At 37.4% G+C, this 25,204-nt stretch carries 26 protein-coding genes; 9 read left to right on the top strand and 17 right to left on the bottom strand.

Annotated elements, in window-relative coordinates; genetic code table 11:
* Window positions 1–22: 22 nt before the first annotated feature.
* A complete protein-coding gene (locus COJ96_RS16695; RefSeq protein WP_098574947.1) occupies window positions 23–757 on the bottom strand; it encodes a polysaccharide deacetylase family protein in 735 nt (244 codons plus the stop codon).
* 148 nt (window positions 758–905) lie between these two features.
* On the opposite strand from COJ96_RS16695, the gene COJ96_RS16700 reads away from it, so the two are divergent.
* Complete coding sequence (locus COJ96_RS16700; RefSeq protein WP_098574948.1) at window positions 906–1,697, top strand: Cof-type HAD-IIB family hydrolase; 792 nt, start codon at window positions 906–908, stop codon at window positions 1,695–1,697.
* A 58-nt stretch (window positions 1,698–1,755) separates the two neighbouring features.
* On the opposite strand, the gene COJ96_RS16705 is transcribed toward COJ96_RS16700, so the two are convergent.
* Window positions 1,756–2,592 (bottom strand): DMT family transporter, encoded by an 837-nt coding sequence (locus COJ96_RS16705; RefSeq protein WP_098574949.1) that lies wholly within the window; start codon window positions 2,590–2,592, stop codon window positions 1,756–1,758.
* Window positions 2,593–2,836: 244 nt separating this feature from the next.
* Between COJ96_RS16705 and COJ96_RS16710 the strand changes: the two genes are divergently transcribed.
* Together COJ96_RS16710 and COJ96_RS16715 are read left to right on the top strand one after the other, a co-directional pair.
* Window positions 2,837–3,703, top strand: coding sequence for a MerR family transcriptional regulator (locus COJ96_RS16710; protein ID WP_098574950.1), 867 nt, complete (start codon window positions 2,837–2,839; stop codon window positions 3,701–3,703).
* Window positions 3,704–3,743: 40 nt separating this feature from the next.
* On the top strand, window positions 3,744–4,268 hold the full coding sequence (locus COJ96_RS16715) for a MerR family transcriptional regulator (protein ID WP_098574951.1): 525 nt from the start codon (window positions 3,744–3,746) through the stop codon (window positions 4,266–4,268).
* Between the two features lie 55 nt (window positions 4,269–4,323).
* Here COJ96_RS16715 and COJ96_RS16720 read toward each other — a convergent pair whose 3' ends face one another.
* Both COJ96_RS16720 and COJ96_RS16725 read right to left on the bottom strand, forming a co-directional pair.
* A complete protein-coding gene (locus COJ96_RS16720) occupies window positions 4,324–5,310 on the bottom strand; it encodes an acyltransferase family protein (protein WP_098574952.1) in 987 nt (328 codons plus the stop codon).
* Between the two features lie 299 nt (window positions 5,311–5,609).
* Entirely contained in the window at window positions 5,610–6,851 is a 1,242-nt protein-coding gene (locus tag COJ96_RS16725; protein WP_098574953.1) for a DHH family phosphoesterase, read from the bottom strand.
* Between the two features lie 205 nt (window positions 6,852–7,056).
* Between COJ96_RS16725 and COJ96_RS16730 the strand changes: the two genes are divergently transcribed.
* Complete coding sequence (locus COJ96_RS16730; protein ID WP_180230151.1) at window positions 7,057–8,028, top strand: NAD(P)H-dependent flavin oxidoreductase; 972 nt, start codon at window positions 7,057–7,059, stop codon at window positions 8,026–8,028.
* Between the two features lie 47 nt (window positions 8,029–8,075).
* On the opposite strand, the gene COJ96_RS16735 is transcribed toward COJ96_RS16730, so the two are convergent.
* The gene (locus COJ96_RS16735) at window positions 8,076–8,561 is read right to left on the bottom strand and encodes a nitroreductase family protein (RefSeq protein ID WP_098574955.1); all 486 of its coding nucleotides are present in this window, start codon (window positions 8,559–8,561) and stop codon (window positions 8,076–8,078) included.
* 135 nt (window positions 8,562–8,696) lie between these two features.
* Here COJ96_RS16735 and COJ96_RS29265 point away from each other — a divergent pair, with 135 nt between their 5' ends.
* Entirely contained in the window at window positions 8,697–8,822 is a 126-nt protein-coding gene (locus COJ96_RS29265) for a hypothetical protein (RefSeq protein ID WP_257148540.1), read from the top strand.
* A gap of 52 nt (window positions 8,823–8,874) precedes the next feature.
* On the opposite strand, the gene COJ96_RS16740 is transcribed toward COJ96_RS29265, so the two are convergent.
* The 5 genes from COJ96_RS16740 to COJ96_RS16760 form a co-directional block, all read right to left on the bottom strand.
* Window positions 8,875–9,558 carry a M50 family metallopeptidase gene (locus COJ96_RS16740; RefSeq protein WP_098575034.1) on the bottom strand — a complete coding sequence of 228 codons (684 nt, stop codon included), beginning with the start codon at window positions 9,556–9,558 and terminating at the stop codon, window positions 8,875–8,877.
* Between the two features lie 99 nt (window positions 9,559–9,657).
* Window positions 9,658–10,353 (bottom strand): ABC transporter ATP-binding protein, encoded by a 696-nt coding sequence (locus tag COJ96_RS16745; protein WP_098574956.1) that lies wholly within the window; start codon window positions 10,351–10,353, stop codon window positions 9,658–9,660.
* A 1-nt stretch (window position 10,354) separates the two neighbouring features.
* Window positions 10,355–11,431, bottom strand: coding sequence for an ABC transporter permease (locus tag COJ96_RS16750; protein ID WP_180230152.1), 1,077 nt, complete (start codon window positions 11,429–11,431; stop codon window positions 10,355–10,357).
* A gap of 72 nt (window positions 11,432–11,503) precedes the next feature.
* Window positions 11,504–12,889, bottom strand: a complete 1,386-nt coding sequence (locus COJ96_RS16755; RefSeq protein ID WP_306460596.1) for a sensor histidine kinase — start codon at window positions 12,887–12,889, stop codon at window positions 11,504–11,506.
* 3 nt (window positions 12,890–12,892) lie between these two features.
* Window positions 12,893–13,564 (bottom strand): response regulator transcription factor, encoded by a 672-nt coding sequence (locus tag COJ96_RS16760; protein WP_098574958.1) that lies wholly within the window; start codon window positions 13,562–13,564, stop codon window positions 12,893–12,895.
* A gap of 174 nt (window positions 13,565–13,738) precedes the next feature.
* On the opposite strand from COJ96_RS16760, the gene COJ96_RS16765 reads away from it, so the two are divergent.
* Both COJ96_RS16765 and COJ96_RS16770 read left to right on the top strand, forming a co-directional pair.
* Window positions 13,739–14,863, top strand: a complete 1,125-nt coding sequence (locus COJ96_RS16765; RefSeq protein WP_098574959.1) for an ABC transporter ATP-binding protein — start codon at window positions 13,739–13,741, stop codon at window positions 14,861–14,863.
* Window positions 14,863–16,422, top strand: a complete 1,560-nt coding sequence (locus COJ96_RS16770; protein WP_098574960.1) for an ABC transporter permease/substrate-binding protein — start codon at window positions 14,863–14,865, stop codon at window positions 16,420–16,422. The genes COJ96_RS16765 and COJ96_RS16770 overlap by 1 nt, the downstream gene beginning before the upstream one ends.
* Before the next feature lie 512 nt (window positions 16,423–16,934).
* Here COJ96_RS16770 and COJ96_RS16775 read toward each other — a convergent pair.
* Entirely contained in the window at window positions 16,935–17,552 is a 618-nt protein-coding gene (locus COJ96_RS16775; protein ID WP_098574961.1) for a GntR family transcriptional regulator, read from the bottom strand.
* A gap of 169 nt (window positions 17,553–17,721) precedes the next feature.
* On the opposite strand from COJ96_RS16775, the gene COJ96_RS16780 reads away from it, so the two are divergent.
* Window positions 17,722–18,288, top strand: a complete 567-nt coding sequence (locus COJ96_RS16780) for a DUF2238 domain-containing protein (protein ID WP_098574962.1) — start codon at window positions 17,722–17,724, stop codon at window positions 18,286–18,288.
* Window positions 18,289–18,302: 14 nt separating this feature from the next.
* Window positions 18,303–18,878 (top strand): DUF2238 domain-containing protein, encoded by a 576-nt coding sequence (locus tag COJ96_RS16785; RefSeq protein WP_098574963.1) that lies wholly within the window; start codon window positions 18,303–18,305, stop codon window positions 18,876–18,878.
* Window positions 18,879–18,920: 42 nt separating this feature from the next.
* On the opposite strand, the gene COJ96_RS16790 is transcribed toward COJ96_RS16785, so the two are convergent.
* The 6 genes from COJ96_RS16790 to hppD form a co-directional block, all read right to left on the bottom strand.
* Window positions 18,921–20,282, bottom strand: a complete 1,362-nt coding sequence (locus COJ96_RS16790) for an aspartate kinase (protein ID WP_098574964.1) — start codon at window positions 20,280–20,282, stop codon at window positions 18,921–18,923.
* A 163-nt stretch (window positions 20,283–20,445) separates the two neighbouring features.
* Window positions 20,446–21,060, bottom strand: a complete 615-nt coding sequence (locus COJ96_RS16795; protein WP_098574965.1) for an NUDIX hydrolase — start codon at window positions 21,058–21,060, stop codon at window positions 20,446–20,448.
* 112 nt (window positions 21,061–21,172) lie between these two features.
* The gene (locus COJ96_RS16800) at window positions 21,173–22,330 is read right to left on the bottom strand and encodes a homogentisate 1,2-dioxygenase (protein ID WP_098574966.1); all 1,158 of its coding nucleotides are present in this window, start codon (window positions 22,328–22,330) and stop codon (window positions 21,173–21,175) included.
* A gap of 4 nt (window positions 22,331–22,334) precedes the next feature.
* On the bottom strand, window positions 22,335–23,261 hold the full coding sequence (locus COJ96_RS16805; RefSeq protein WP_098574967.1) for a fumarylacetoacetate hydrolase family protein: 927 nt from the start codon (window positions 23,259–23,261) through the stop codon (window positions 22,335–22,337).
* A gap of 16 nt (window positions 23,262–23,277) precedes the next feature.
* A complete protein-coding gene (locus COJ96_RS16810; RefSeq protein WP_098574968.1) occupies window positions 23,278–23,889 on the bottom strand; it encodes a flavin reductase family protein in 612 nt (203 codons plus the stop codon).
* An 86-nt stretch (window positions 23,890–23,975) separates the two neighbouring features.
* Window positions 23,976–25,091: a 4-hydroxyphenylpyruvate dioxygenase gene (hppD, locus tag COJ96_RS16815; protein ID WP_098574969.1), complete on the bottom strand. Its 1,116-nt coding sequence runs from the start codon at window positions 25,089–25,091 to the stop codon at window positions 23,976–23,978.
* Between the last annotated feature and the right edge of the window lie 113 nt (window positions 25,092–25,204).

Below are 25,204 nucleotides of genomic sequence, written 5' to 3' on the forward strand. Positions count from 1 at the left end.
ACAGTGTCTTTTCATTATCTGCTTACTCTACCTTCACCGCTTGTTCAAAATCAGCGAGCATAGTTGAATATTTTATATAAATCCGTGGTAAATAGTAGAGTTCGTTTTTAAAGCCCGTCAGAGAAAATGGACCTGGCGTAGTTGTGAGTCCAAATTGATAATATTTTTTTGTTTCTGCCACCACATGTTCATTCGTATTTCCATAAGGGTATGCGATTGCAATTACCGGTTTCCCTGTTATTTTCTGAATTTTTTCTTTCGATTCCTTCAGTTCGTATTCTAGGTTATTCACTTTGGTTAAATCAGGATGTGTCGATGTATGTGACTGAACTGAGATTAATCCTGTATTTACTAGCATCCTTAGATCCGAATTTGTTAAGCGGTTCGTTCTACCGATAAAATCGGAAATCACAAAAAAGGTAGCAGTCGGATGAAAATTTCTATTTGACAGCTTTTGTAAAATTGAAAACGCATGGAGATTGTTTTTATACCCGTCATCTAAGGTGATAAATATTGGCTTTGGGACTGATTTTATATCCTGCCAACGCTCGAAAGTTAATAAGGTATACCCATGGTCTCTTAAATAGGTCATTTGTTTCTCGAAGTTTTCTGGTGTCACATATAGCTCCTTAGAGCCAGTCCCACTATATTGGTCGATGGAGTGATAGACTAGAATCGGAACTTTTTGCTTTGCTGCCACATTTTTTGGAAGTCCTAAAATGAGAAGAGACAGGAATAGAAGGAACATCTTTTTCATAATTTTTTTGCCTCACTTTTTCATATTGATGTCTATTCCCTCTATTATTCCTCCAAGCTTGGAAAACAACACAATTAGATGAATGTGACTTCCACTATCGAAAAGTGGTAGACTAAAACCAATAATTTTTGAAGAAGGAGCTGCGGACGTGACCAATTACAAAGTTTTATTTTTAGATATTGATGGAACACTACTGAGACCTGATGATACAATCGAGGATTCTACCAAAGAAGCCATTTCACAAGTTCAAGCAAAAGGGGTGGAGGTTTTCTTAGCAACCGGCCGGCCGCTTCATGAAATAGATGAACTTGGCAAGGAGTTGAATATTCATTCATTCATTGGTTATAACGGAGCCTATGCCATTTATAAAGGGAAGGACCTCTACCAGAAACCAATGAACAGCTCAACCGTTACAAAATTCTTAGAAATTGCAAAGGAAAATCAGAATGAAGTGGTCCTTTATACAAATAGTAAGAACGTTTTTACCAATATAGAAGCAGAGATTAGCACTGAATTTATGCACAAATTTCACTTACACAAAAATGAACCGTATTCACCGGCAGTCAATAACGCTGTATTAGGGATGACACTGGTGAATTTAAAAAAAGACGATCCTGCCCTTTATCAGGAAAATGAAGAGGAAATCCACTTATCACAAGTCAATGTCGACGGAATGCGCCATTGTTATGATGTCATTCAAGATAGTGTGAACAAAGGTTTTGGAGTTCAAGTAGTATTAGAGAGACTTGGAATCGATAAGGAAAGTTCAATTGCATTTGGAGATGGAATGAACGATAAGGAAATGCTTCAAACTGTCGGGGAAGGCTTTGCGATGGGAAACGGACATCCTGATCTTTTTCAATATGCCAAACATAAAACGACAGAGGTCACTAATTCTGGTATTTATAATGGATTGAAAAAGCTTGGTCTCATTAACTAAAGTCTGAGCTAAAAAAAAGTGCAGAACCTTTCAATTAAACTGAAAGGCCTGCACTTTTTTATAACTTCGTAAAAATGATCCCAACTATGGCAGTAAGAACGCCAATAACTTGATACCTTTTAAGTTTTTCTTTATAAAGCAAAAATCCAGCTAGAACAACGACTAGACAATTTAGACTTACTACTGGAAAGACGATACTAGCTGTCCCTGTTTTAAGTGCGTAGAAATAACAACTATAGCCTAAAATACTAATTAGACCTACAATCGAACCCACATTGACTTCTGATCTCTGCCATTTTTCCTTTGTCAGGACACTACAAATGATTAAATAAATACTTCCGCCACCATACATAGAAATGAGGATATTCAATGAATTGAGATGCAAATAAGAGGTTGTTTTCATTAAAATCCCTAATATTCCAAAGGATACAATCGCTAGGCCCACACGAATCATCCAAGGAAGATAATTGGTCCTTCGTTTTTTTTCCGTTGAATATTGAATTGCCATGGCAGACCCAAGCATAAATACAATCCCTAACCACTGAATCAATGTAATTTGTTCATGAAAAACAAAGGCTGCACAAATGATTGGAAATATAGTATTCGTGCCTATTAATGGTGAGGTTAAACTAGCAGGCCCTTTTTCAAAAGCCTTTGACATTTGGATATTGCCGTTTGCATTTAGTATACCAATCAATGCTCCCAGCAGAATAGTCATTACGTTTAGATGAACGGTTTCATTAACAATCGCAAATCCTAATGTTAAGACAAAGGCAACAAAATAAAAAAAGAACTGTATATGTACCTTCGAGACCCTCATCCCCGTACTCCACTTAAAAATTGTATTATTTGCCCCGAAGCAAACCATAGTAATAAAGGCCGCTGCAATCCACATGTTGCTCCTTCTTTCTTTATCTTTTTCACTTCATATAATAAACCTCTATATCATTTCTCTCAATTGTTTTTTTGCAAATATTTATTTTAGAAAATGCTTTTCGCAAAAAAAATGTTGTTATTTCATGGTTTCCGTCTTGTTTTGATAGCTTTTGTCATCTTGCAGGAAAAAGTAATACCAAATGGTGAATAACTTACAGAAGATGAATTATTTCCTAGATAAATAGAAAGGAATGACTGTTCTAATGAAGACCTATACCTTAAAAGAAGCGGCAAAAAAAATAAATATCAAACCAGGCGTTCTCCGTCAGTGGGAAAAAGATTTAGAGGAATTACTCGAGATTCCCCGAACAAAGCAAGGGGCAAGGATTTATACAGAATTAGAAATTGAAAAACTAGTAGAAATTAAAAGAATGTATGAAAATAAATTAACTAAGGAAGAAATTAGAGAAATTATGCATAAGAAATTACATCCTGAAAGTGAATTAATACAAGAGATTACTCAAGTTTCACTCGAGGTCCTTTCAGAACCCTCCGCGCAAATTACTATACAGGATGCCATTGATGCGCATCAGTTTTTCGAAGCAATGGATACGTATAAGGAAACTTTCTTAAGCGAAGTAAAAAATGAAATACGTAATGTTGTGCGAAAGGAAGTAGTGGAAGAAGTAAAGAAGGAAATAAACAAAGGGACCTATACAACCGTTAAGTCAATCTCTGACTCTATATATAAATCGTCTGCTAACACACAGGCAGAAATCCAAGATTTATCAAAGAGCTTAGAAAAAGCATCTGAACTCTCGGCAGACTCCTTACACTACCTTTCTAACAATATTACCAACGCAGCAATCGAAACTTCTCAGGAAATTTATACACTCTCCAAACAGTTATCAGAAACATCAGAGGAATTATCCCACTATGTAGATGTTACAAACAACGAAATCTCAAGTTTAACGGAGGCTATGCACAAAGAGCGCGAATTCTTCCTTGAAGAGCGAGATCAATACCGACAAGAAATTACACAACGAGAAATTGCCTTTCAACAAATGTTGAACAGCTATCGGGATGTAGCAGCAACAAAAGAAAAGAAATGGTGGAAATTCTGGTCTTAATTTGGGTTAAGATTTAATTAATTCATTGGAGGGATTCGAAATGAATACTAGTGAAGTAGCAAAATTATTAGGTGTTTCTACCAGTACTATTCAACGCTGGGTCAAACAGCTCGAGTTACCAATGGAAAGAAATGAGCGCGGACATTATCATTTTAACAACGAGGATATCGAAGTATTAAAAAAAATCCATGAACAACTCCAAAATGGAACATTAATCCATGAAATCACACCAATCAAAGAGAACAAAATTCCTAGAAAAGGTGCTGTAAAGGCCGTAGAAAACAATCACGCATTAGAAGAATTGACTGCAAAAGTTAGTAAATTAGAAATTGCCCTTCATTCCAAGGCAGATTCTGTTGTTTCATATCAACTCTTACAGCACCGGCGTGAAATAGAAGAATTACAATCTCAAGTAAATGAATTAACTAGGCAACTTGAACAATTCCAAAAGCTTCTTAGTAAAGTGAATATACCTTCTCAATTAGATGACCCTATGGTATTTGATTCAAGTAAGGGTAAAAGAAAAAAGAAAAATATTGTCAGCTCATTATTTGGATTCTTATAACATTAAAAAGAGCCGAACAGGTATATGTTCGGCTCTTTACGATTCCCTTAATTACTTAAATCTTTAATTCCACAATAGGACGCGTATATTTTTTAGTGACGTAGCTGCCAAGGATTAAACAGATGACGAAAGAAAGGATAATCAGTAAAAGATATTGTCCTGAGAAATTAAATAAATTTTGGTCAATAACGGTTACTTCAAGTGATTTGATAATAAAACCATGGAACAAATAAACATACAACGTTCTTTCACCTATTTTCGATACCTTTAGTGGGTTGGAAGGTATAACCGTGAGAAATCCATAGACGACAATTAATGTCAGCAGATATTGGAAGCCTCGATAAAGTCCATCCACCCATTCTTCTTGACCCATATTGGCATAGGAAGTATCTCCCAAGAGCCATGGCACGACGTTATGCGGTAAACTGAACCCTAAAGAAAACAGCGTTCCGAGAATAATAACTAATCCAACAGGACGTGAATATTTTGAACGAATCGCTTTTTTCAACTGATCGCCATTTAGTAAAAAACCCAATAAAAAATACGGAAAAAAGACAAATGTTCTAGACAAGCTTAGATAGCTACCCACATCATCAATAAATCCAATGGCTATTCCTAATACGATGGAGAAACAAAATCCGACCCATCTAAATCTGGCAAAAACATAAAGTAATAAATTCCAACAAAACAAACTCAGCAAAAACCATAGTGACCAATGTGGATGTAAAAAATCGAACTCCAGACTAGCTTCCTGACCATTTAAATAATAATAAACCGAATAAATGATTTGGAAAATGAAATAAGGCAATAATATTTTTTTAATTGACTTTACAATATAGCCTTTCTTTTTAAAACCCTTTGCAAAGTATCCAGAGATAAAAATAAATGCTGGCATGTGAAAGAGAAAAATGACTGTATATAAAGTAAATAGAATCCCGTCTTCCTCTTTTAACGGACTTATTAGGTGCCCAAAGACAACCAGAAAAATCAAAATAAATTTGGCATTGTCAAAATACTTACTCCTTTTTGAAGTTGAAGCCATCCTATCACCCCATTATTTTTTATCAAAAAGGTATTTTGAAATAATGTTAAATTTAGTACTCCATTAATTCCTCTTATCCAAACCATAAAATATAGTGTCTAAAACCATTATACCGTTTGAATATTACAGGCGGATGTTAACGGAATTACTTTCTGTTTCACGATAATTACGATACTGAAATAACACTAACAAATACCTACGATTATACTACCATTCACGCCTTAACGGAATCTTAATTTTTAATAATCCCCAATTTATGACGCAAAGAGAGCTTGGGAATCCCAAGCTCTCTTTTACTCCTAAACTATATCGACTAAGTAATTGCTGATAATCTCCGCATGGTTATCCTTTATCTTATCAATTGGCATCTTTAGTGCGGCAGATAACTGATAGAGATAATCTTGGTCATACTGAAGCCAAGAAGAAAAATTTCTTTTGAGATAACGCTCAGCAGTCTCAAATGTAGCAAAGGTTTGATCGAGTTTCTTCTTATTGTGCACAATAAAATATTCACTCTCACCGCTTGGGATGATGTATGTAATATCACCCATTTGATTTTGAAAAGCTGTCCCAGAATGAGAAGTCTTCACGTTGTATTCATTCCGATCGGCATCCGGTTTAAGCGGCAGACTTCCAAACACATCCACCACAAATTGCTTAAACGCCTCACTTGTCATTTCAGAACCAGATGCTTTTGGATGTCCACCTCCACCGTATCTCTTTGCAAATTTTGCGACATTTACTTCATCATGAATGGTTCGAAAACCCATTTTCTTTCCACTCATATTCAATAGAATAATCATATCCATATGCGGATATAAATTATTTAGCGCATTTCCCAACTCCGATAAATATTGTTCTGCGTGTACGATCCCTACACAATAATCATCAATAAAGGTTTGAACAATTTGTCGGCTTTTTGAATAAATATATCGATTAATCTTTTGCTCCTCAATATCTAGAAGCATATTCTCCGTTTCAGATAACATAAACGATTCGGTATTTTCCGTTAACCTTTTCAGCATTTCTTCTTCAAACTGCTCTCTATTCCGTATGTAAAATAAATCATTTAGGCGTTTCGCCGTTACATTATTGTTTTCATCCCATTCCCACGTATCGTATTGGCGGACTAACTCAATAAATTCCTCAAGCGCCTTATTTCTCTCCATGATTCCATTTGAAATCAAGTGATCATAAAATAATGAAGTGGCACATGTCTTCTTGCCCGTTTCATACTCGGGAATAACGCTTCCCCATTTATATTCATTAAAATGCAAGGCTGTCACATGATGATCAATCATTTGTACAGGTTTGCCTTGTTTAAACCGCTCCTCGAGTTTTTTTTCCACATGTTCATTTACCGCCAAGTCGGTAATATATATTTCTACATTATTATTCTCAGGGTTTTTAATCACTGCTTCCACTCTTTGATTTAAATTCCTGTAAGAACAGTAAAATACATTCGCTTTTTCTCCAAAAGCAAGTTTCGCGATTAGCCCGCATCCAAGCCCATCAAGGTCTATATCAGTAAATAAAATCATGACAATTACCACCATCCATTTTTAACTTCATTTCGTATCGTTTGGTTTCAACAATTTTTTTATACGGAATGTTGTTATGAAATAACATCAAGTTTATTGTAACATATTAGAAAATCATACCACCTGCCATTATGACCTGGTGATAGTAATCACAGACATCTCTGAAATGAAATGGTATGATGCATGAGAAGTTTCTACAAAAACAATGAAACGGGGTAATAAATTGAACTTTCCACAACTTAAAATAGGTCATATGATGCCAAAGGTTCCGATTATGCAAGGCGGTATGGGTGTAGGTATATCACTTAGTAAATTGGCATCAGCTGTCGCAAATGCTGGCGGTATTGGGATTATCTCTGGAACAGGGATTTCCACGGACGAAATGAGAGCACATATTAGAAAGGCGAAAAGTCTGGCTAAAGATGCTGGATACATCGGTGTTAATGTTCTATTCGCGATGAATGACTTTGCTGAAAAAATGAAAGCTGCCCTTGAAGAGAAAGTTGATTTTATTATCTCGGGTGCTGGAATTTCTAGAGATATGTATGCATGGGGAAAACAAGCAGGAATTCCAGTTATTTCAATCGTCTCATCTGCTAAATTAGCGAGGATTTCCGAAAGACTTGGGGCTGCAGCGGTTGTCGTTGAAGGCTTTGAAGCAGGTGGTCACCTTGGCACCGACCGCCCAATGTTTGATATCCTACCTGAAGTGGTTGAAGCAGTTTCCATACCGGTTATTGCTGCAGGAGGTATTCTGACTGGCGGAGATATTGCAAGAGCGATTGCTTTGGGCGCCTCAGGAGTACAAATGGGGACACGTTTTGTGGCCAGCGAAGAATGTGATGCCCCATTAGCTTTTAAACAAAAATATGTGGATGCAAGCAAAGAGGATTTGGTTCTAGTTAAAACGACAGTAGGTCTCCATGGAAGAGCAATAAATAATCATTTTGCTAAATTAATTAGTGGACAAGACAAGTTAAAAATCGCTAAATGCATTGATTGCTTAAAAAATTGTTCCTATCGATTCTGTACTATGGATTCTTTATTGGTTTCGATGGAAGGCGACGTCGAAAATGGGCTTGTATTTGCTGGAGCGAGAGTAGGCGAAATTCAAGATATTCTTCCTGTACAACAAATCATCAACAGGCTTACATTAGAATACTTCGAAGCAATTTAGCAATTTAGAGAGCCAACCGAATTGTTCGGTTGGCTCAACACTTCCTGTTATGGTAAATTACTTATTTTATTCTTAATCGGTGTTCGTGGTTTTGGCTCCGGAATCACTTCGGGATATCCTACTCCAAGTACGCCTATTATGTCATATCCGTCCGGTACTTGAAGGATAGCCCTGTTTTTTGGCGTGATGCCGATAGATGACCAAAAGGTCCCAACCCCTTCTGACCACGCAGCTAAATTAAAATTTTGAATAAAGCACGCCGTTGCCATTGCATTTTCTTCAGTTTCTACTGTTGTTGCTCCACGCTTTGATAAGACCATCATAACAATTGGTGCGTTTCCAAAATTTGTTTTATGGTTTAGCTTTTCTCTCGTTTCTGCTCCAATAAAAAAAATCTCCCATGGTTCCGTCATGCGGTGATTGGGTGCCATTGATGCAGCCTCTAACCATGTATCGATTAAATTTTGGTCAATCTCCATGGATTTAAATTTTTTTATGTTTCTACGTGTTTTAATTGCATCTAAAGTATCCAATTACATACTCACCCTTCCATTTTAGCTGCTCACTATAATAGCTTATGCTTCCATTCTTAACTTTGTATTAAAAGGGAGTAAAAAGTTCTCCCTTGCACAAAATAAGCTCCGAGGTAACTAAAAAGGAGGCTTACGATGACTAACAAGAATGATAACAGAGAACGAAAAAATAAATACCCTAACAACAAAAATCAAGATACAGAGTTTTCAAAAGAAAAAGATATTCGCAGTGAGATAACGAAAAAAGATTTACAAAAATAATCTGCACAGGCCCGCAGAAACCAGGCGGGCTTCTAATATTAGCTTAAATACTTCAACTCCCAAGCTTGTAATATCCTCTTTTTAACCCATAGATACAAAACCACAGAGCCTGAACCATGAAGAAAAGCCCCCAAAATTGTGCTGGAAGGACTCCTGTGAGCCTGGCTAGATTTGCTGCATCCCCTGCGGCCTGTGGTTGAAATAAGCTGATGTAAAAGATTTCATACGCACTTTGGACGGAATCAACCATTAATATCGAGGCAATCAGGAGTAATAAATGATCCCTGAAATTTTGACTTCCCTTAATGAGCAGGAACAAAAAAACAATGGCAAATGAACATAACCAAAACAAACCATATGGATTTCTTACCCAAAAAATAAGATTCAAGGCAATAAAACCTAACAATAGATCAACCAGAACAATTTGTTTCTTCTTTCCAATTAATAAAAATGATATAAATGACATAAAAGAGGCAAAGGTGTATCCACCTAGGCTTGTTAACAAACTGCCAATCCAGGTTGACTGATTACTGTAGGTCGCCCCTTCGGAGTTCATAAATAACGATATTCGTTCGACATTCCCGCCAAAAAGAGCAATTAATGCATGACCAGACTCATGGATAAGCGTATTGATGACTTTTACATAGTTTCCTAGAATGGGCACATGAATCAACAGAAAAGCTAATACGAGGAAAAGGAAAAACTTCGCACTGAATTTGTTCCGAACAAAGCTCATAATAAATTCTCCTCTTTTGGTATTTAGTAATACCTCCATTTTAACATCTTTTGTTAATTCTTTTGCACAATTCAACTTTATCTTCTAAAAAGCTAGCAATCACTCAGACTTGTTCCCTTTCTCCATAAGTTGTCCATCCTTCATTACGTAAATCCGATCACATAGCGGCAGAATCTGTTCATCGTGAGTAACAATGATAGCAGATTTGTTTTGCTCCTTAACAATTTTTGCGATTAACTCAATTATGGACATGCTTCGATTTGAATCCAAACTGGCTGTTGGTTCATCCGCTAAGATGATTTCCGGATCATTAATAAATGCTCTAGCAATGGCGACTCGTTGCTTTTCTCCACCCGATAACTGGTGGGGATAAAATTTAGATCGTTGCTCCATCCCAACTGCAACTAACATGTCGTTAATCTTTCTTTTACTTTCCTTGGTCCACTGGTTCGCCATTTTTAAAACAAGGCTCAATTGCTCTTCTACCTTTAAATAAGGGACTAAGTTTGATGTTTGAAAAATATAACCTAGGTGATTTAATCTAATGTTTGCTTTTTCAATATCGCTAAAGGTTGCAATGTCTGTGCCATTTACAATGACTTTTCCCTTATCAGGAGATTGCAAGGCACCTGCAATCGATAAAAACGTGGATTTTCCCGACCCTGAAGGACCAATAATCGCAACCACTTCGCCCGTTTTTAAACGGAAGGATAAGTTTTTCACAATATGATTTTCCTTATCGCCATCTTTAAATGATTTTTCAACCTGTTCTAATATTAATGGTTCCATCATCATATTATTCTACTCTCCCCATTGCTTGAATTGGATCGGCCTTCACAATATTAAATACCGATAATAATGAGCCGAATATCGACACAATAAATAATAACCCTGAGAATTTAGCAATTTGCACAAAATCAAATATAAACGGGATATCATCAGGAAGAATAGACATAAAGCCCTTAGTAAAGGCTACAGCTGCTGCAATACTAACAATAGATAACATAATCACCTGAAAGATAGTTGGTTTAACCAATTGACTCGATTTAGCACCGATGGCTTTTAAGATGCCAAATTGTGCCGTTTTTTGTATGGTCATAATATAAAAGAATGCGGCTAATACAAACACAGCGATTACGATTAAAAACGATAACATCATATAAAGTGAATTTTGTTCAGCCGAATACCCAGGAATGCCCTTGACCACTTGATCCTTTTTTACCCATTCCCCATCTTTATATAAACTAGAAATGGATTTTTCCAATCCTAGATCCGCTTTGTTTATGGCAATTCCGTTATATTCACTTTTGTTTGAGCCGCCAGCGAGTTCCTCCCAAGTGTCAAGGGAAATAAGCGCAACTGGTGTATGGCTAAAAGTTTGATCATCCAAGAAACCAACAACCTTTAAGCTTATTCCACTTCGTGCATCTTTTACGATCATTCCTTTCTTAATTGTTTGAGATAACGAACGGTCTAGTAAGACAGAATTTCCCCCGTTTGTTTCTAAACTCTTACTATCTGGCTTTAAAAAACTACCTGGCTTTACAGACATAAATGTAATATCTAATTTATCCTCAGAATTGACTTTGGAAATGGCCCCCATTTGAATACCAATTGGCTGAGCCTCACTTTTTGCTGTCAATTTCTCTAAATCAAGGGTAAAGTGAGATCGATCAATGCGCCCCTCAGCACTTTTTTGCAGATAAATAGAATGTACTGGCATGTTAATGATCGCTGAAGCATTGTTCATAGATAAGCCATTTGCAAGTCCACTGATGACAAAAACAAGGATTGCTACGAAAAAAAGAATAAAACTGATTAACAAATATCTCACTTTAAAAAATGTCATTTCCTTAAATGGTAATAAGTACATTAAAAAATTCACCTTCCCTTTCATTTCACAAACAGAATACTGTTCGAATATGAACGGAAGATGAACGTTACTTTACAATTTAGGAAGGTGCACAGTAAAAGTAGTCCCTGTTCCTTCTATGCTTTCTAAATCAATTTTTCCATGGTGCAAATCAATAATGGATTGGACGATTGACAGGCCTAAACCTGTTCCCTCAACTGAACGTGCTCTAGAGGCATCCGCCCGGTAAAAACGGTCAAAGATTCTATCGAAATCCTTCTGACTTAATCCCACACCAGAATCTTTAATAACAACTACAACTTCCTTATCCGCTTTAGTCAATTCAATATCAATCGTACCATTTTCACGATTATACTTAATCGCATTCGTCAGCAGATTTTCCCAGACAGAATATAGTAATGCTGGGTCCCCTTTAACCCTGGCATCAGAGAGTGAGTAACTCATCATTATTCCTTTTTCCAGGGTGCTCCATTCGTATTGGTGAATAACAGCTTTGAGCTGTTCAGCTATATCTACGCTACTAACTTCCATTAAATCCTTTTTACTCTCAATTGTGGATAGAAGTAATAACTGTTTGGTCATCCTGGAGAGTCGGTCTACCTCGAATTGAACCACGCGTAAATATTGTTGTTCTTCTTGCTCCCTTTTTCCACTGTTTTCCAATAAGTTTAAATACCCTTTTATATTGGTTAGTGGTGATTGGATATCATGAGATATGTTAGAAATTAGTTCTTTTCTTAACGAATCTACTTGTGCTAATTTTTCTGTCATCCTAGTAAAACTAACTGCTAAATTTCCAAGTTCATCGCTTCGGGTAATATCCAACTTGATTGAAAAATTTCCTTCCGCAATTGCTCTCGTTGCGAAATTTAGCTTTCTTATCGGCTTGACTAAATATTTGGTACTAATAAGAACCAATATTACGCTTAATAAAATTGAAATGATTAACAGCCAGCCAAAAAGAATATGCATCTCGTTAAACATAAGCTTAATATCTGGCCTGATAAAAATGGCGTATTCTTCACCCTTACACTCAAATGGGACACCGACTGAGTTTTTTAATTCATTGGCAAAAAATCCGGTTACAAAGGTTTTATGAGGAAAATTGCGAATCCCATGATAAACCTCTCCATCTAAAACTTTTCCTGGAATATTTGCTGGTAAGTTCTTTACTCTAAACGACGATCCGAAATAATTCTTGTCCCCCTCTTTATTGACTAAAAGTATTTGGTAACCAATCGTACCGATATGGTCAAAATAGTCCTGGAGACTAATCAAAGGGTGCTTACTAGCAAAGTCAGCTATTTCAATGGCAAAATTCATGATTTTTTCATCATTTTGCTGTTTTAATTTGAATTGGTAATAAGCATTGGAAAGAAAAAAAGAAATAATTCCACTGACAACCATAATCATAATCGTAATAAAGGCGAATTTACTATACAAAGATTTCATGATCATTAGTTAAAGAACCTCCAGGGAATATCCTACCCCTCTAATCGTTTTGATGATAAAATCCTCTGCAATATTCGCAAACCTTTCGCGTAACCGTTTGATATGAACATCCACGGTTCTTTCATCTCCTTCAAAATGAAGACCCCATATTTTTTCAATCAAGTGACCGCGGCTAAACACTTGATTAGGATGCGTAGCAAGAAAAGATAAAAGTTCAAATTCCTTTAACGGAAGCATAAAGGTCTTGTTATTAATTTTAACCTCATAGCTTTTTTTGTTTATGAATAAGGTCCCAATCTTAATATTCGCTTCCCCAGATTTTCCATATCTTCTTAAAAGGGCATTGACCCTAAATATTAATTCTTTGGGTTCAAACGGTTTAATTAAGTAATCATCCGTGCCGGATTCAAATCCCTTTTCCTTATCTTCAATCTGGCTTTTTGCCGTTAATAAGATAATCGGAATATCATACTCTTTTCGGATTTCAGTTGTTAAGAGGTAACCATTCATGACGGGCATCATGATATCTACGATCGCTAAATCACAATCCTCTTTATTTAAAAGTTCAAGTGCTGTGCTCCCATTTTCCGCTGCAATTGTTTTAAATCCCTCTCTCATCAGCAAACTTATTACAAGATTGCGGATATATTCATCATCATCAACAATTAAAATTGTTTTCATCTCATCACCTGCTTACTCCATAGCGCTATATTCCTCACCTCATTGTACTTAATGGCTCATTAATTGGAAAGAAGCAAAATTGTGATGAATTAGACAAAGTAACAACTTATGTGTTAGTATTAAGTTGTCACATTGACGACCGGTTCATTTTTATTGTCAAAGGAGGAAGAAAAATTGATAGAGTTTAAGAATATTGTTAAAAAATATCGATCAAAGACAATTATTAAACCTTTTTCGTTAGATATCGAAGCTGGCCAGCTGGTTGTTTTTATTGGACCAAGCGGATGCGGAAAAACGACATTGTTGAAAATGATTAATAAATTGATTCAGCCAACGTCTGGGCAAATTTTTGTAGATGGGGCGGATATTTCGACCATGAATCCGATTGAGCTGCGTAGGAATATTGGTTATGTGATTCAAAATACGGGATTGTTTCCTCATATGTCTATTAAAGAAAATTTAGAGTTGATTCCCAAACTTAAAGGAGAAGATCCTGATTCCATAGCGAAGAAAACTGGAGAACTGCTTGAATTGGTTGGATTAGACCCGAAAGAATTCTTAAATCGCTTTCCAAAGGAATTAAGTGGTGGTCAGCAGCAAAGAATTGGGGTTGCAAGAGCTTTTTCAACCAACTCCGATATCATTTTAATGGATGAACCATTTAGTGCGTTAGATCCTGTCACAAGAAGTTCGCTTCAAGATGAACTCTTCCAAATGCAAAAGGAACTTAACAAAACGATTATCTTTGTTACCCATGATATGGACGAAGCTATTAAAATAGCAGATAAGATTTGTATTTTAAAAGACGGGGATATACTTCAATATGATACCCCTGAAAATATTTTAAAGAATCCTGCCAATGACTTTGTTGAAGACTTTATTGGTAAAAGACGGGTTTGGAACAATCCTGAATTATTAATGGCTGAGGATATTATGATTCCTAATCCTGTGAAGATCACCTCCATGCGCACAGTGCTACAGGCGATTGAAATAATGAAGGACCAAAAAGTCGATAGCCTAATGGTTACTGATAAACAAAATGTCCTAAAAGGTTTAGTGACATTAAAGAGCATCCAATTGCTCAATCGAACAATCTCAATCGAAAAGGTAATGGAACAAAATGTCCTTTCGGTTTCACAGGATGCCAATTTGATATCAGTTTTAGCAACAATGAATGAGCATAAAATTGGTTATGTGCCGGTTGTGAACAGTCATAAACAGCTGATTGGACTTATAACTAGAAGTAGTATTCTTTCTGCACTAAGCAGCCAGTTAATTGATTTGGAGGTGGCCTTTTAATGAGTGGATTTATGAACTATTTAACCACTAACTATGAGCAAGTATTCAGTCTACTGGGCCAGCATCTTTACTTAAGCGTAATTTCTGTCCTAGTAGCAATTATTATCGGGATCCCACTCGGTATATTAATCTCTCGAGAGCAAAAGCTTGCAAAACCGATAATAGGAACAACCAATGTGATTCAAGCAGTACCTAGTTTGGCCTTACTTGGATTTCTTATTCCATTCGTTGGGATTGGCAGTACCCCAGCGATTATTATGGTCGTTCTTTATTCATTGCTTCCTATTGTCAAAAACACGTATACAGGTCTAACGAATATTGATGGAGATATTCTGGAAGCCGCCAGAGGTATCGGTCTGACCAAGAGTCAAACGATGAGAAAGGTTCAGTTACCACTAGCCTTCCCGATGATTATGGCGGGTATCAGAATTTCAGCGGTTACCGCTGTTGGATTAATGACAATCGCTGCCTTCATTGGTGCTGGCGGACTAGGATATCTCGTTTTCTCAGGTGTACAAACGGTCGATAATTATATGATTTTAGCAGGAGCGATTCCCGCCTGTATTCTTGCCCTAGTTATCGATTTTATCGTAGGAAAACTAGAATCCTCACTTTCCTATACTAGCAAACAATCTTCAGCAAAAAAGACCGGGAAAACCACTAAAAAAATGATGATTAGTTTTGCAAGTATTGTTATCATCATTGCCGGTGCATTTACAGTTTATTCAAAAGTGAACGCAGAGGATAAAATTGTGATCGGTTCTAAAAATTTTAGTGAACAACTAATATTAGGGAATATGCTTGCAGATTTAATAGAAAATAAGACTGATATACAAGTAGAGAGAAAATTAAATCTTGGCGGCAGTCAGGTGGCCTTCAGCGCCCTTAAAAATGGGGATATTGATATGTATGTTGAGTATACCGGGACAGGGTTAGTGAATATTTTAAATCAGCCGCCCCAAAGTAATCCGGACAAAGTCTACAATATTGTCCAGAAGGAATTCAAGCAAAAGTATGGTTTTGAATTGTTAAAACCGATTGGATTTAATAACACTTACGCCTTAGCTGTTCGTCAAGATACTGCAAAGGAATTTAACTTAAAGACGATATCTGATTTAACCAAAATCAGCAATGGATTAACCATGGGTCCAACCATCGAATTCCCTAATCGTGAGGATGGACTAATCGGACTGACAAAAACGTATAATATGAAATTTAAAGAGGTAAAACCCGTTGACGGCGGATTGCGCTACACGGCATTAGCCAACCGTAAGAGTGATGTCATCGATGCCTTTTCAACGGATGGTTTACTTGAAGCGTTCCACTTAAAGGTATTAGAGGATGATAAGAACTTTTTCCCTCCTTATTATGCGGTACCGATGTTAAAAGAAGAAACGTTAAAGGAACATCCAGAACTTAGAAAAGTGATAAATTCCTTGGCTGGTAAGTTAACTGATGAAAAAATGAGGAAACTGAACTATAAGGTCGACAGCCTTAAACAGTCACCAGCCAAAGTAGCTAAGGAATTTTTAGAAAGTGAAGGATTATTAGAAAAATAGTGCATTTAAGAAAAAGCTGGTCCTCAAAAATAAAAGGTTCCGTTTACGGGTGCTTTCTTAATAAAAAGACACAAGAATTGACGTATGCATTAGCATACGTCTTTTTCTTTATTTATGAAGTTCCTACTACTAAAGCTTTCTTAAATTTGAAATAGCAATTGACATCATTATTGAGGGTCCGCACTTATCTGTTTGGGCATCGGGTTAAGTACCCGAGCTGATAAATAGACGGAAATTTTCCGCTTAATTCGTAATTATTATTAAAAAAGGGGGTAAATAGACGGAGAAATTCCCCCTATTTACTCAAAAAACGTGAAAATGGGAGATTTTGCTTTGCATAAACGGAAAATCTCCCCTTATTTCCCCCGAAACGAGCGCCATTCTGCATTTAACCGGAAAATCTCCTCTTATTTTTCCTTTGCTGGTTACTCTATTTAGAACGAGTCATTAAGCACTACAAAACGGAACCCTTTACCTAAAAAGCCGGCTTTTTTGCATCTTTCAATCCCTTCTTACTCTGCCATAAAATGAAGGACTCGGTCATATGTTTCATCAGCACCTATGACAAGGAGGACATCCCCTTCTTGTATTACGGCATAGGGGCCTGGTGAAATAATTAATTCTCCCTTTCGTTTCATCCCGATAACAGTTCCCCCAGTATTTTGCCAAAACTTCACTTCCGAAATAGTTTTGCCAATATGTATACAATCCGAAACTACCTCTACTTCGATGGGTGCAAGTGGGTTCGTATGACGAAGTTTTCCTGAATAGTCCATAATTTTTCGGAGCGTATCAAAAAGCTGTTCATCGAGCTTGTCTCTTTCGGAAATGAGGGAGTTCATTTGCTTCTCAAGATCTTTGATGCTTGCAAGATTTGAAAACCGTTGAATATATTTATAAGCATTCTCCCGAGAAGAAATAACAATTCCACTGCCTTTTGTAGAGTGGACTATCTCAACATCTTCCAAAATTTTTATAGCTCTTCGGATAGTTTCTGGAGAAACCTTATATTCACTGGCTAAGGTTGATCTCCCGTGAATTTTTTCTCCCACCTTAAATTTCCCATCATATATTCTATTTGCTAAATCTATCGCAATTCGCTCGTAAGTTGGTATTTGTGCCTTTTGCATAATATCCTCCGCAACCATCTTTATCTTGGTCTATTCCTACATTGTGCTACCTTTCCAATATACTCTTTTGTATGTGCCTATGCGAGTTTTCAATACAAAATTATCGGAGTGATTTCAATTATTTTTATTGGATATAATTGTAATGAACGATGATTAATGAGGTGAGTCATTGAAACGGAAAATACTTATTCTTCTAGGTAGTATATTTGTGTTATTTATGATTGTCTTATTTATTTTTTTCCTTGTTAAAGGGCAGCCTTCAAAATGGCAAGTAGCCCTCGGAGGGATAATCGTGTGCTCGTTGCCCATTCTGTTGATTTTTAAGAAAAACATACCATTTAACCTGCCAAGCATCGTTGGGTTTTATCTATTTATCTTTTGTACCACGTATTTAGGGACTATAGGGGATTTTTATCTTAAATATAGATGGTGGGATTCGACCATACATTTTTATAAAGGTGTATATGTCGCTTGTGTTGGCATAACATTATATAAATTAATGATACCTGAACAAGTAAGAAAGGATACCTCACATTGGATTATTTCAATTTTCGTTCTATCCCTTTCTGTCCTAGCAAGTGTCCTATGGGAGATCTATGAGTTTATTGGGGATTTGACCTTCACACACATCATGCAGCTTGGTGGAAATAAAGATACGATGTATGACCTGTTGTGTGGGTTTTCCGGAGGACTCTTAATTGCCATTTACGCCTATTTTCGAAAACCAAAAGTTTAAAGAGGTGCATTTTGTTGAATCGAAAACTTGTCATCACTTTAAGTGCCATTTATGTCCTTTTCATGGCAGTTTTAGCGGTCTATTACTATTCAAAGGGAGAATCCTTTGAAGGCTCAGTCGCAATTGGCGGTATTGTATGCGGTGCGATTCCGTTATTATTGGCATTATTCACCAAACTACAATTCAATTTACCAATTGTCATTTCCTATTTAATTTTCTTAGTTGGCTCTCAATATTTAGGTTCTATCCTAGGCTGGTATGGCCTTGGTTGGTGGGATACTTTTATGCATTTGGTCAGTGGAGCTATTCTCGCTTTTTCTGGAATTGCTTTATATGAACGATTGATTCATCGAAATGCTGGGGATAAGATTTCGCCATGGTTTGTGTTTTTATTTACGTTATCCTTTGCGGCACTCGGTGGCGTATTATGGGAAATTTATGAATTTAGCTCCGACCAATTTTTCGATATGACCTTACAGGGCGGGGGAAATAAAGATACAATGACCGATTTAATTGCTGATACAATTGGGGGGTTGATTATTGCAGTACTTGCCGGAATCCGTACTCGGAAAAAGTTAAAAAACCTGTAATAAAAAGGTACGTCGTTGGACGTACCTTTTAAAATATTGATATTAAACCGTGACTGCCACAAAAAATTCCTCATAAAGTGCTTGAACCGCTCTCTTTTCATCTACTTCTTTTACCCCGAACATCATACTAACTTCTGACGACCCTTGGTTAATCATTTCAATATTGATATGAGCTTTCGCCAGTGCCTTAGAAGCTCTTGACATGGTCCCAACATTATGGCGCATTCCCTCGCCAACCACCATTATAAGTGCAAGACTATGCTCAATCTTTACTTGATCAGTATGAAGTTCTGTTTCAATCCGTTCCTTAATCGCCTTCTCCATTTTCGCATCCATTTGATTTTCTCGAAGGATGACGGAAACATCATCAATGCCTGAAGGGGTATGCTCATAAGATAATCCGAAGTCTTCTAAGATACTTAATAGCTTCCGTCCAAAGCCTATCTCTCTATTCATTAGGTATTTGCTTACGTATATACTACAAAATCCTTGGTCACTGGCAATACCAATCACTGGTCCATTTGTGTTGTCTCGTTCATAGACAATCTTTGTTCCAGGTGCACTTGGATTATTTGTATTTTTGATGTGTACAGGAATTCCTGCTCTGAACGCCGGAACAAGTGCTTCATCATGTAATACAGTAAATCCCGCATATGAAAGTTCACGCATTTCCCGGTAAGTCAGTTCTTTTATTTCTTTCGGACTTTTTACAATGAAGGGATTGACGGAATACACTGCATCGACATCAGTAAAATTCTCATAAAGGTCAGCTTTAAGGGCATTGGCTAAGATGGATCCAGTAATGTCGGAGCCGCTCCGTGAAAAGGTAAACACCTCACCTTGCCTGCTATAACCAAAGAAACCTGGAAATATTAGGATCCCCTTTCGTTCGTTCAACAAATATAATTGATTATAAGCTTCTGGCAGCACCTGAGCGTTACCAGGCTCATCACTGACAAGCAGCCCCGCTTCTTTCGGGTCTATGTAAGAAGCTTCTACGCCCTGCTTACGGAAATAGGCAGCCACCAATTTGGCATTGTTATCCTCACCACTTGCTTTTAACAAATCCAGAAAACGATCAGGTTTTGTTTTATCTGCACTCAGCCGATTTGCTAAATCTTCTTGAATTTCGATAATAATGTCATGTGACAGTGATAATTCTTCTGCGATTGAGCAGTATCTTTCAAGGACTGCCTCAAATGGTTCTCTTGGGTCTTTATTTTGTAAACAAAGTTCTCCACATTCAATCAATAAATCTGTTACCTTATCATCCTCTGCAAACCTTTTCCCGGGGGCAGAAACGACAACCACTTTTCTTTCGGGGTCTGAAACTACAATCTTAAATACCTTCTCCAGTTGTTTTCCTGATGCTAGTGAGGACCCACCAAACTTTACGACCTTCATCCCTACATCTCCCTAATTCTAAAAATATAATCTTAATTTTAATCATATTCAGAAAATAATCAAGCTTTTTCTTTTATAGAAAGACATTTGTTCACCCCTGGCGTACAATCAAAAAAAAGAGTGGATCTTGGCTAGAAATCCACTCTTTTTTTCGGAACTAAAACTAACGAAGTAAATCAATAAAATGGGCAAGAATCTTGGCCGTAAGCCCCCAAATCACTTTTCCATCATAACGGTAGAAATACTCCTCAACCCCACGTGTCCGCCAATTATAATTTTCTCCCCCAACAATAAGGTCAAAGGGAAAATTCACCTCGGGTTCTGCCTTAAATTCTATACGATAAATCTCTGGTTCATTTTTTATTAAAAATGATAGCGGCACGGTAAAAATCTCACCAACTTCTGAAGGGTTAGGAACAATTGGATTAGGTGTTTTAATGTAGCCAACAAAAGGATAGATGATCATTCCAAAAGGTGAAATCATAAAATCCAATGGGAGTACATTTGATATACTCTCCTTGCTGACACATAATTCTTCAACGGTTTCACGGATAGCGGCTGCTTTTTCGTCGGAATCCTGGGCATCAATCCTCCCCCCTGGAAAACAAATTTCACCGGGCTGCCTTCTAAGTTCCAGGGAACGAACTTCTAACAAAACGTGGACCCCGTCTTCTTTTTCAATGAGTGGGACCATAACAGCATATTTTGAAAACTTTTCACTGCCAAGGATCTTTGGTGTGTGGTTTTTTAATTTAGATAGTATTGGTTCCAACTCCATGACTTCACCTCATTTCATTTTCAAATAACTTAATATTACAATACCACTTTTTACCTAAAGATAAAAAACAATCCAATTTAATTTATTGGATTGTTCGCTAATTAATTTATTCCTATTTCTCATACCATGAATACATATAATTAACATCCTCAATTTCTTGTGCGGTTTTTACGATTTTTAAAGGATGGAAGGTGTCAATCATAACGGCAAGTTCTAACGTTTCCTTTTTTCCAATACTTGCTTCTGTTTTCCCAGGATGCGGCCCATGTGGGATACCGCCTGGATGGAGCGTAATGGAACCTTCCTGTACTCCTTTACGACTCATAAAATTACCCTCCACATAATAGAGAAGTTCGTCGCTGTTCACATTGCTATGATAATATGGCGCCGGTATGGACTCTGGATGGTAGTCATAGAGTCTCGGAACAAATGAACAGACAACAAAATTATTCCCTTCAAAAGTTTGATGGACTGGCGGCGGCTGATGGACTCTCCCGGTGATTGGTTCAAAATCTTTGATATTAAAAGCCCAAGGATATAAATATCCATCCCAGCCCACTACGTCAAGGGGATGATGTCCTAAAATATGCGAGGTTATCTTCCCTCTTGATTTTGTTAAGACCTCAAATTCACCCTTTTTATCAAATGCCGTCAGTTCTTCCGGGCCACGAAGGTCCCTTTCACAAAATGGGCTATGTTCTAATAGCTGGCCATATTCATTTCGGTACCGTCTTGGTGTGGTGATTTGGCTGAAGGATTCAACAAACAGCATTTTTGTCTCTTCATTTTCGTTTGGTATAACACGGTATATGGTCCCAATCGGAATAATTAGATAATCTCCCGGCTGGTATGAAAGGGTCCCGAACATCGTTTCCAGTTTTCCCGTCCCATAATGGACATAGAGCATTTCATCTCCATCACCATTCCGATAAAAGCTTGTCATCGGTGCAGTTACATAGGCTGTTCCAATTAATAAATCCTGATTCCCCAAAATATACTCCCTAGCATGGAGGCCATCACCTTTGGTTGAAACTTTACTGGTAAAAAAATGACGGTGTTTGAGTGGCTGCTGGTTCTCATATTCTGGCAAATAATCTCTAACTAATTCCGCTCTCACCACTTCTGTGGGCATATATTGATGATACAAAATCGATTGGGTTCCTGAAAACCCCCGTGTCCCCATTACCTGCTCTCGGAATAGGCTCCCATCTGCCTTTTTAAACATCGTATGCCGTTTGTGCGGTATCTTCCCCATTTGCCGGTAATACATGTTTTCACCTCTCTTCAGCGATTATCTCATTCTGTAACACGCCAAGATGATCAATTTCTAATTTAACTCGATCACCAGGTTTTAACCAACGATGCACTTGTTCACCAAGTTCAAGAATACATCCAGATCCGACAGTTCCTGAACCAATCATCTCACCAGGGTATAAGGTAACACCCGCAGAAGCCCTCTCAATCATCTCTCCAAATGAATAAAATAAGTCTTTCATATTTCCTTCGGAAAGAAGGCATCCATTTACAGTAGCTTTCATGGTAAGATCAAAGCCTTTTCCTGCTTTTAATGGTTCAAACTCATCCTTTGTAACAATCCATGGTCCTATTGAAGTGGAGAAATCCTTCCCCTTAGCAGGACCAAGGCCAACTTTCATTTCTTTCCTTTGCAGGTCTCTTGCGCTCCAATCATTTAATATACAGTAGCCAAAAATATGCTCATCCGCTTGTTCTGCAGAAATATTTCTGCCTTCTTTACCAATGATGCAGGCAATCTCAAGCTCATAATCAAGCCAGTTACAATCTTTTGGCTTAACAATGGCGTCTCCTGGTCCTTTAATAGCAAGATGATTAGAGAAATAAAAGACAGGGATTTCGTACCATTCTGGAATCATTCCAAGACCCCTATTTTCCCTTGCTTGTTTTACATGCTGTTCAAATGCATAAAAATCACGAAAGCTCCTTGGGTATGGCAGCGGCGCCTTTAAACGGAACTCTCTTAATGGATACACTCCTTTTTGCTCCTTTGTAAATGAGAAACTGGACACTTTTTCTAGATTAGCCATACTATTTTCTAGAAAATCCAAGAGATTACTAGGCAGCATTCCACCTGATGCTTCATGCATATCAACCACATGTTCCTGATCCAATAACCATCCTGCCCTATTTGTCCCATCCTTTTTTTCGAAGGTTACGAATTTCACAACATTCACCTTTTTTCTAGGTTTTTCTCTTCATTTCAAACATTTTTGCTAAGGGGTCTGTAAAGATGTTTCCTGCCATTCTTCCTATCGGCATTAGTTTCGCAGAGTCAATCCGTCCCTTATCAAACAGTTCATCGGTTACATGGACATGCACTACTTTTCCAATTACTAGACTTCCTGCCCCAGGCTTTTCACCAAAATGCAATACTTGTTCTAGTTCACATTCTAGGTGGACAAGGGATTCTTTAATGCGCGGCACCTTGACCTTGATACTAGGTTCTTTCGTTAAACCCACTTCCATCATTTCGTCGACATCCGGACTAAATTCAATTGCACAATCATTCATTTGCTCCGCCAAACTGTTACTAACAATATTAATGACAAATTGACCTGTACTTTCAATGTTTACAAGCGTATCTTTTTTAGCTCCATCTGTTCCTCTTCTCATTGGTGAAAAACAAATGAGCATAGGGTCCGCACAAATGGCCGTGAAAAAACTAAATGGTGCCGCATTAGCAGTCCCCTTCTCATCCACTGTAGAAACAAAAGCTATTGGACGGGGGAGAATGGACCCAACTAATAATTTATACGCCTCTCTCCATTCAAGTGTTTTCGGGGAAATCTCCATTACATTTATCACCTCACTTAGTAGAGCTTTAAATAAGGGAGAGATCACTCTCCCTTTAGCCCTTCTAAACTATTAGTCTCTATTCATTATAAATTTCCTCGTCTTTCCTGCTCCCGCTCAATCGACTCAAATAATGCCTTAAAGTTTCCTTCCCCAAAACCACGTGCCCCTTTTCGTTGAATAACTTCAATAAATAATGTTGGACGGTCAACAATTGGTTTAGAGAAAATCTGCAGTAAATACCCCTCATCATCCCTGTCTACTAAAATATTTAACTCACGCAACTTTTCTATTTCTTCATCAATTTTTCCAATCCGTTCACCTAAGGATTCATAATAAGTATCAGGAGTTTTTAGGAATTCCACTCCATTTTGCTTTAATATAGCTACTGTTGAGACAATATCTTCAGTTAGGATTGCTAAATGCTGTACACCAGGCCCATTATAAAATTCTAGAAATTCCTGAATTTGTGATTTTCGTTTCCCTACCGCAGGTTCATTGATTGGAAACTTGATCCGTCCTCCGTTATGCATAACTTTCGACATAAGTGCAGAGTATTCTGTGGTAATGTCCTTGTCAGAGAAATGTTTCATTTCTTTAAAGCCCATTACCTTAGCATAATACTCTACCCATTCCTCCATGCGCTCAACATTCCCAACGACATGGTCAATCCCAATTAAACCCGCATCTTTCACCGGTAATTCCGCTGAATATGGTTCGAATCCCGGTAAGAACACACCCTGATAATTTTTGCGTTCTATTAACGTATGGATTGTGTCCCCATATGTACCTAGAACAGCTTTTTTAACCACCCCTGATTCATCGCTCATTTCAAATGGGGCCGCAATGGCAATCGCGCCTCGATTCACAGCCTCTTCAAAAGCTTTTTCAACATTATCAACTAAGAGTGCTATATCCTTCACACCGTCTCCATGTTTCTTAACAAATTGGGCTACTGACCCATCCTCACTATAAGAACCTGTAAGCAGGAGACGAATATTCCGCTGCTTCAAGCAGTAGGAAGCGGTTTCACGATTACCTGTTTCAAGACCCGAATATGCTACTGGTTCAAAACCAAATGCTGTACAGAAAAAGTGACATGCTTGTTTGGCATTACCTGTGTAAATCTCAATATAATCCACGTCTCGAACCGGAAAGAAGTCATTAGCTAATTGGTCTGCTCTTACTCTATTTTCTTTCATATAGAAACCCCCATTAACCAAATGTAATAATATTCAGAATTAATTCTAATTCAAAGAATCTTGTCCTATCAAGGATAGGGTGTAAAGCAATAACGCTTTTTGGTGCTAAAGAA

It is taken from the genome of Bacillus sp. AFS073361, assembly GCF_002567005.1.
Taxonomy (GTDB): domain Bacteria; phylum Bacillota; class Bacilli; order Bacillales; family Cytobacillaceae; genus Neobacillus.

What these genes read in the sequence shown, in the direction of transcription:
- hppD (WP_098574969.1), bottom strand. Translation starts at nt 25,091, where the DNA reads ATGAAAGAAAATAGAGTAAGAGCAGACCAATTAGCTAATGACTTCTTT.
- COJ96_RS16795 (WP_098574965.1), bottom strand. Translation starts at nt 21,060, where the DNA reads ATGGAGTTGGAACCAATACTATCTAAATTAAAAAACCACACACCAAAG.
- COJ96_RS16695 (WP_098574947.1), bottom strand. Translation starts at nt 757, where the DNA reads ATGAAAAAGATGTTCCTTCTATTCCTGTCTCTTCTCATTTTAGGACTT.
- COJ96_RS16760 (WP_098574958.1), bottom strand. Translation starts at nt 13,564, where the DNA reads ATGAAAACAATTTTAATTGTTGATGATGATGAATATATCCGCAATCTT.
- COJ96_RS16720 (WP_098574952.1), bottom strand. Translation starts at nt 5,310, where the DNA reads ATGGCTTCAACTTCAAAAAGGAGTAAGTATTTTGACAATGCCAAATTT.
- COJ96_RS16750 (WP_180230152.1), bottom strand. Translation starts at nt 11,431, where the DNA reads ATGTACTTATTACCATTTAAGGAAATGACATTTTTTAAAGTGAGATAT.
- COJ96_RS16710 (WP_098574950.1), top strand. Translation starts at nt 2,837, where the DNA reads ATGAAGACCTATACCTTAAAAGAAGCGGCAAAAAAAATAAATATCAAA.
- COJ96_RS16730 (WP_180230151.1), top strand. Translation starts at nt 7,057, where the DNA reads ATGAAACGGGGTAATAAATTGAACTTTCCACAACTTAAAATAGGTCAT.
- COJ96_RS16755 (WP_306460596.1), bottom strand. Translation starts at nt 12,889, where the DNA reads ATGATCATGAAATCTTTGTATAGTAAATTCGCCTTTATTACGATTATG.
- COJ96_RS29265 (WP_257148540.1), top strand. Translation starts at nt 8,697, where the DNA reads ATGACTAACAAGAATGATAACAGAGAACGAAAAAATAAATACCCTAAC.
- COJ96_RS16775 (WP_098574961.1), bottom strand. Translation starts at nt 17,552, where the DNA reads ATGCAAAAGGCACAAATACCAACTTACGAGCGAATTGCGATAGATTTA.
- COJ96_RS16740 (WP_098575034.1), bottom strand. Translation starts at nt 9,558, where the DNA reads ATGAGCTTTGTTCGGAACAAATTCAGTGCGAAGTTTTTCCTTTTCCTC.
- COJ96_RS16745 (WP_098574956.1), bottom strand. Translation starts at nt 10,353, where the DNA reads ATGATGATGGAACCATTAATATTAGAACAGGTTGAAAAATCATTTAAA.
- COJ96_RS16770 (WP_098574960.1), top strand. Translation starts at nt 14,863, where the DNA reads ATGAGTGGATTTATGAACTATTTAACCACTAACTATGAGCAAGTATTC.
- COJ96_RS16810 (WP_098574968.1), bottom strand. Translation starts at nt 23,889, where the DNA reads ATGGAGATTTCCCCGAAAACACTTGAATGGAGAGAGGCGTATAAATTA.
- COJ96_RS16725 (WP_098574953.1), bottom strand. Translation starts at nt 6,851, where the DNA reads ATGATTTTATTTACTGATATAGACCTTGATGGGCTTGGATGCGGGCTA.
- COJ96_RS16790 (WP_098574964.1), bottom strand. Translation starts at nt 20,282, where the DNA reads ATGAAGGTCGTAAAGTTTGGTGGGTCCTCACTAGCATCAGGAAAACAA.
- COJ96_RS16715 (WP_098574951.1), top strand. Translation starts at nt 3,744, where the DNA reads ATGAATACTAGTGAAGTAGCAAAATTATTAGGTGTTTCTACCAGTACT.
- COJ96_RS16705 (WP_098574949.1), bottom strand. Translation starts at nt 2,592, where the DNA reads ATGTGGATTGCAGCGGCCTTTATTACTATGGTTTGCTTCGGGGCAAAT.
- COJ96_RS16800 (WP_098574966.1), bottom strand. Translation starts at nt 22,330, where the DNA reads ATGTATTACCGGCAAATGGGGAAGATACCGCACAAACGGCATACGATG.